The 5,780-nt window shown below is 56.4% G+C and carries 7 protein-coding genes and 1 pseudogene; 5 read left to right on the top strand and 3 right to left on the bottom strand.

Annotated elements, in window-relative coordinates; all coding sequences use genetic code 11:
- From RCH87_RS05580 to RCH87_RS05570, 3 genes are all read left to right on the top strand, one after another.
- A partial coding sequence (locus RCH87_RS05580) for an anthranilate synthase component I family protein (RefSeq protein ID WP_306515742.1) occupies positions 1–601 on the top strand: 601 nt, incomplete at its 5' end.
- 98 nt (positions 602–699) lie between these two features.
- Positions 700–1,632: an iron-siderophore ABC transporter substrate-binding protein gene (locus RCH87_RS05575; protein ID WP_306515741.1), complete on the top strand. Its 933-nt coding sequence runs from the start codon at positions 700–702 to the stop codon at positions 1,630–1,632.
- A 119-nt stretch (positions 1,633–1,751) separates the two neighbouring features.
- The gene (locus RCH87_RS05570; protein ID WP_306515740.1) at positions 1,752–2,549 is read left to right on the top strand and encodes an aminotransferase class IV; all 798 of its coding nucleotides are present in this window, start codon (positions 1,752–1,754) and stop codon (positions 2,547–2,549) included.
- A 65-nt stretch (positions 2,550–2,614) separates the two neighbouring features.
- Here the strand turns inward: RCH87_RS05570 and RCH87_RS05565 are convergent, their stop codons facing one another.
- On the bottom strand, positions 2,615–2,962 hold the full coding sequence (locus RCH87_RS05565; RefSeq protein WP_306515759.1) for a DUF5997 family protein: 348 nt from the start codon (positions 2,960–2,962) through the stop codon (positions 2,615–2,617).
- A 149-nt stretch (positions 2,963–3,111) separates the two neighbouring features.
- The gene (locus RCH87_RS05560) at positions 3,112–3,474 is read right to left on the bottom strand and encodes a PH domain-containing protein (RefSeq protein ID WP_306515739.1); all 363 of its coding nucleotides are present in this window, start codon (positions 3,472–3,474) and stop codon (positions 3,112–3,114) included.
- A 65-nt stretch (positions 3,475–3,539) separates the two neighbouring features.
- Here RCH87_RS05560 and RCH87_RS05555 point away from each other — a divergent pair, with 65 nt between their 5' ends.
- Positions 3,540–4,421 (top strand): LysR family transcriptional regulator, encoded by an 882-nt coding sequence (locus tag RCH87_RS05555; RefSeq protein ID WP_306515738.1) that lies wholly within the window; start codon positions 3,540–3,542, stop codon positions 4,419–4,421.
- 284 nt (positions 4,422–4,705) lie between these two features.
- A complete protein-coding gene (locus tag RCH87_RS05550; RefSeq protein WP_306515737.1) occupies positions 4,706–5,233 on the top strand; it encodes a GNAT family N-acetyltransferase in 528 nt (175 codons plus the stop codon).
- Between the two features lie 55 nt (positions 5,234–5,288).
- Here the strand turns inward: RCH87_RS05550 and RCH87_RS05545 are convergent.
- A pseudogene (locus RCH87_RS05545) lies at positions 5,289–5,780 on the bottom strand (allophanate hydrolase subunit 2 family protein); the annotation flags it as partial.

The raw sequence follows: 5,780 nt of genomic DNA, 5'->3' as shown, positions 1-5,780 counted from the left end.
AAGCCCGGAATGCTTCGTGCGTATTGCCAACGGGGAAGTGACAAGCAAACCTATCAAAGGTACTCGCCCGCGGGGTGCGAGTGCCACAGAAGATGTGGCCTTGCGTGAGGATCTCCGAACGGCAGAAAAAGATCGCGCGGAAAATCTCATGATCGTGGATTTGGTGCGCCACGATATGAATGCGGTCGCGGTGCCGGGCACGGTGGAGGTCTCGAAATTATGGGACGTGGAATCGTTCCCGAGTGTGCATCAGCTCGTCAGCACCGTGTCTGCGCGGTTGGCTAAGGTGAGCCCGGTTGCTGCGGTGCGGTCGCTATTTCCTGCTGGTTCGATGACGGGTGCTCCGAAAAAACGCACGTTGGAGATCATTGATCGTCTCGAGGGAAGCCATCGCGGGGCGTATTCCGGTGCCTTTGGCTATTTTTCATTCAATGGGGCGGTGGATTTGTCGATGACGATACGCACGATGATCTTTGAAGCAGGCCAAGTGACCTATGGCGTGGGCGGGGCGATCGTCTCTTTGTCGGATCCGGCAGACGAATATACCGAGACGCAGGTGAAGGCCAAGCCACTGCACGGTTGGTTGGATACCCTTGCCTAATGTTTGATGTTCGGTTAATATAAACGAGTTTTGTTAGATCCGGGCCTGGTTGCGGAAGACTTATCCGCAGCCAGTGCTGGCTGAGTAAGGAGAAACTCGTGAAATTTACTCGTGCGCGCAAAGTGGTGCTCGCTATCGTCGGGGTCGGAGTCATCGGGTCGTTGACCGCGTGTGCCAATGGTGAAGAAAACACCGAATCGAATGCTGCTGATACTGTCCAGGAACAGCGCGTCGTCGTGCTCAACACCGGACAACTCGAGAATGCATTGCAGCTCGGCGTGGTTCCGGTGGGCACTGCCGTCGCCAAAGATCGAGAAGCGATCCCGGAATTCGTCGAAAAGGAATACGGCGATGAGTATGATTTAGATGCGATCGAAGTCGTCGGTGAGCGCGCAAATCCAGATATCGAGGCAATCGCTGCGCTGAATCCGACCCATATTTTTGCAAATGAGCGCACTGATACTGCGATCGTCGACAAGCTCGAGCAGATTGCTCCGGTGACCCTAGGCAAAGGCGGCGGTGAGAACTGGAAGGGCGATTTCAAGATTCTTGCCGAGGCGCTGGATAAAACCACCGAATACGAAGCCTTCATGGACAACTACGCCCATCGTGCGAGTGCTCTGGATGATGCTATTGACGACGGCGTCGGCACGATTTCGCTGCTGCGGCCGAAAAATGAATCATTTAATATCTTTGGCGTTGAGTCCATGGCTGGCATCGTCGCGGCTGATGCAGGATTGCAGCGTCCGGAAAGTCAGCAATTCACCGACAAATCTAGCCGCGATATTTCCGCCGAAGAACTTGGGCAGGCAGATGCTGACTGGATTTTCTACGGTGTGGTTCCGGGAAGCCCGAATCCTACCGAGACTGCGCTGTGGAATTCGCTGAGCGCGGTGGAAAAAGGCCAAGCATTCGAAATCGATAACGACGGCTGGTACTTGAATGCTTCGTGGCTGTCGGCAACGCTGATCCAGGATGGTCTGGCAGAACACCTTGCTAAGGGTGCGAAGTTGCCAAAGCGCACGCAATAAACAGCGTTGTTTTTAACCAGGTAGAATGTGCTCCGGAACCGCGACTGCAAAATCTATAATCACGTTTATGATGCGCTGGTTCTTGGCTTTTTCACAACCCTGGCATAATTGGGCAAACAATGACGATCCTGGATTCTTACCTCATTAAAGACGGCCGCGTGATTGGCCGTGAAGCCCACGAATACCGCTTTAGCCTTGGTGCGCGCGAAGCGGGTTTCGACCAATGGGATATCGAAGCTTTTTTGCTGCGTGTGCGTGATGAGCTACCGGACGAAGGAACGTATTTTCCGAAAATCGAGGCGGGCGCCGAAGGTCGGCTTCGTTGGCAGCTGCGCCACCCGCCAGTACTGCGGAACACCACCGAATTGTATCTCCCATCCGAACAAGATGGACGTGTGCAGCCGCGGGTGAAAGGTCCTGATTATGACTACCTGCAGCAGCTGCGTGAGCGTGCCCGAGCTGCGGGGGCTGATGATGCGGTACTCCACCGCAACGGGAAGGTGCTTGAGGCAGCGAATGCCTCGATCATGTTTTTCCCGGGCTGGGTAGCAAAATCTGTTGACGCCGGTCCGGACACCGCGGCAGGCGAAAACACAGGTGGTGCGACAGATATAACCGGTGGAGCCGAGTATGCAACAGCGGAAGACAAAATTGCGCTGCTGCCGCCGGAACAAGCTCAGGTTTTAGCATCGGTGACGGCAAACAGCAGTGTGAGCATCCTCCAGGATGCTGGGTGGCAGGTCCATCGCGGGGTGTTGAGTCTGGCAGAAGCCTTGCAGACTCCGGCGTGGGTGGGAAGCTCACTGCATGGCTGGACACGCTTGACTGCCTGGCGCACCGATGCTGGGCGTCGGCCCGCGGTTCCAGCCCCTGATCCCGCACCAATCAATCAGGCTTTGTGGGAGGCTGCTAGCTAGCCACCAAGTGCGTGGGGGAGCTAGCCCCCTTGTCTGGGGAGCTAGCCACCATGTGGATGCGACAGTTAGTCAGCAGCGTTATCGCCGTCGGCTCGTGCGCCTTCCTTGCGGGATTCGGCAAGCTGGGTGCGAGCTTTAGATAACCACTCCGGCTGGTTTTGCAACAGCTCTTTGATTTCCGCGGTGGTCAACGCCTTGTCCAGGTGAGTCTTGACAGCATTGACGGAAATTCCTAACTTGCGGGCAACTTCAGCACGAGGATGCGGGCCTTCCAGGCGCAACTGTTGCAACCACTGTGGTGGCTCGTGCTGCAGTGAACGCAGCTGGGCATGGCTGATACCACCATTCTGGAATTCGGGTGGGCAGGCCGGCAGATGGATGCCGAGCTTCTTGGCCGCTGTTTGCGGCTTCATTGCAGTGCTTGAAGGGGCAGCGGCGTCGGCGCCACGGACAGTGGCATCACTCTGGTCAGCGTTGTTCTGATCAGCTTGTGCGGCAGAATTATTGCTTTGATTCACACCTGCACCCTACAACACGAGACGCATTTACAGCACACAGTCGTCTACAGAACACAGTCGCCGATGAGTTTGTCGATCGCACGCACATCCAGCTTGCGTCCGATTTTGATTTTGATATGCCCAGCGCGCGTCCACAATTCGATTTCAGCATTGAAGTCCAGCGTGCCGGCGTTTTCCGTGGACCACATATTGATGGCAGAATACGGCAGCGAGTACAGCTCGATTTTCTTGCCGCGTAAGCCTTGTGAATCACGGACGATCAACCGCTTATTGGTGAAAATCGCGCTGTCACGGAACGTTTTAAAAGCGACGTGTGCATGTTCGCCGTTGGTCAGCAGTGGATAGACATCGTCCGGTATCGGGGTTTCTTCGAATAACGTCCACTCGGCAATCGATTTAAATTCCACGGGGTTTCCTTCCGCTCAGAGTATTGGGGTCTCTTCTAATATGCCAGCGCGGTAGCATGGCCTGCATGTTGCACCTCGCATTCGCTACTGGCACTGAACCGGGAAAATGGTTCCAGCGATTCCAACGTGACACGCCACACGGGTTGGACGCGGTGGCGGTCGATGACCCTTTTGCAGCGCTTTACGACGGCTCAGGACCCGACGGCCCCGACGGCTCAGGTCCCGACGGCCCCGGCGGTGCTGATCATGAGACTGATCACGAGGCTGGAGTCGGCGAGGGAGGAGTTAGTGAGGTTACTGCGGATCTCGCGCTGATGCGGCTACCGGATAAACGAGTTGATGAAGCTGCAATCGGCAGGCAGTTCCACGTCGTCAAGCTGTACACCGAACAATGCGGCATCGCGGTGCCAAAAGATAGCGTGTATGCCGAGGTTGGCGAAGCCGTTGCAGCAGCGGATATCGAGGGCGAGATCATTAACTTCGTGGCCGAACACAACGGTCCGATTGACGTCGACGAGCTCCGTGAGGCGTTGCAGGTGGTTGCGGCCAATGTTGGGGTTGCTATTGGGCCACTGCCGTTGTTGAAGCTTTTGTCGAAAAAGCAGATCAGCGTCGTACCCTATGTTGGTGGCAAAATTGTAGACCGTGATAATGAGGATGTTGCTGCCCCAGAAACCGAGATTGCGCTGGTGTGGAAGGTAGCTGACGACGGGGACGCGATTCAGGATTTTGTCGGGATCGCCAAGGGGCGCAAGTCGGGATCGACGCGGCACCGCGCGGTGAAAGACACGCGCAGCAATGCTGGCGGCAAAACTGGAGGAGCGAAAGCGTCGGCTGGCAAAACTGGAAGAGGGGCGCGCGGCAAAGGCGCTGGAGTGCACGGGAAAGGCAACGGCGCACGTGCTAAAACTGGCGGCGGACCACGGAAGAAAAAGCGTCGTCGCTAGCATTATGGCCCGCCCGGATGGAGTGCCAAAAGAACTTTTGACGGTCGTATCCGAGGCCACGGCTGCGATTGAGATGCTTGAATGCGCTGTGGGTGCATGAAAATTCGACAGCAAGAGCCACCAGGGGTGTAAATTGGGGTTCTGCCAGAAAAGTAAACCAGGTGAGATTCGCCCTGCTGGCGCGAGAAATCCTGGCGAGAACAACTACCGTACTTCACGCATTGCTGCGAGTCGTACCAAAACTGTCCAGTGAACTCGAGACACTTACGAGAGGACCAACAGCAATGTCCGATGACTTTAACCTGCGCCCGATCCGCCCGGATGATTACCCACAGGTGCGCGAAATTTACGAGCTCGGCCTAGAGACCGGCCACGCTACGTATGAGACCGAAGCACCAACATGGGAACAATTCACACGGCTGAAAGTCATGGAAACCGTGTTCGTTGCCGTGGAAAAAGACAACGATTCCAAAATCCTCGGTTGGGTTTCGGGGGCGCCAGCCAGCCATCGGCCAGCATTTCACGGAGTATTGGAAGATTCCATCTACCTGCACCCGGACGCGCAAGGCCGCGGAGTCTCAGGTGCGCTGCTTGATAAGCTGATCGAAGTTGCAGAAGAGCTACACAAATGGGCAATCCACGCGTGGATTTTCCCAGAGAATGAAGGCTCAGCGAAGTTACATGAATCGCGCGGCTACGAGAAGGTCGGAACGTTTAGCCACATGGCGAAAATGACCTACGGCGAGCGCGCCGGGGAGTGGCGCGATACCGATGTGTGGGAAAAGCTGCTGGCGAAGCCAGATGAGAAATAAACTGATGAAACTCAGCAGCGGACCTAGCACCAGTTGTTAACGCTGCACCGCAGCACTACTGTTGCGCAACGCCCCGGAATGTCACGACTGTTCCTGGGCTTAACTGTGCCAACTTGTCGACGGACTCGCTAGTCAGAACCCCGATGACTGGGTAACCACCGGTGATCGGGTGATCGGCACCGAAAGCGACGGGATGCCCGCTAGGAGGTACCTGCAGCGCACCCCGCAGTGCGCCTTCAGAAGCCAATTCTCCTTTCGCAGCCCGACGCAGCGGCCGGGTGGCTTTGAGATTGACACCGACACGGTCAGATTCGGCAGTGATCTCGAATTCCTGGTTAAACAGCTCCGAGAGGTCCTCGAACCAGTCCTGCCGTGGCCCGACCACCACATCAAGCACTTCGCGCTGGCGCGGAACAAACGGCGCCGGCACGTGCTTTGCGTGTGGCGGACCAACGGGCGAATTTTTTCGCGAGGCACCCGTCGACAAGCAATCGCCTGCGTGAATTGGGCCTGGACCGATTCCGGACAACGTATCGGTGGCTGCAGA

Origin of the sequence: Corynebacterium sp., from assembly GCF_030826625.1 — a bacterium.
Classification (GTDB): domain Bacteria; phylum Actinomycetota; class Actinomycetes; order Mycobacteriales; family Mycobacteriaceae; genus Corynebacterium.
The sequence above is the reverse complement of the archived record's forward strand: the minus strand, read 5'-3'. Positions and strand labels throughout refer to the sequence as shown.

Excerpts from the sequence above, each read along its gene's own strand:
- RCH87_RS05565 (WP_306515759.1), bottom strand. The coding sequence starts at position 2,962 with ATGAAGCCGCAAACAGCGGCCAAGAAGCTCGGCATCCATCTGCCGGCC.
- RCH87_RS05550 (WP_306515737.1), top strand. The coding sequence starts at position 4,706 with ATGTCCGATGACTTTAACCTGCGCCCGATCCGCCCGGATGATTACCCA.
- RCH87_RS05555 (WP_306515738.1), top strand. The coding sequence starts at position 3,540 with ATGTTGCACCTCGCATTCGCTACTGGCACTGAACCGGGAAAATGGTTC.
- RCH87_RS05570 (WP_306515740.1), top strand. The coding sequence starts at position 1,752 with ATGACGATCCTGGATTCTTACCTCATTAAAGACGGCCGCGTGATTGGC.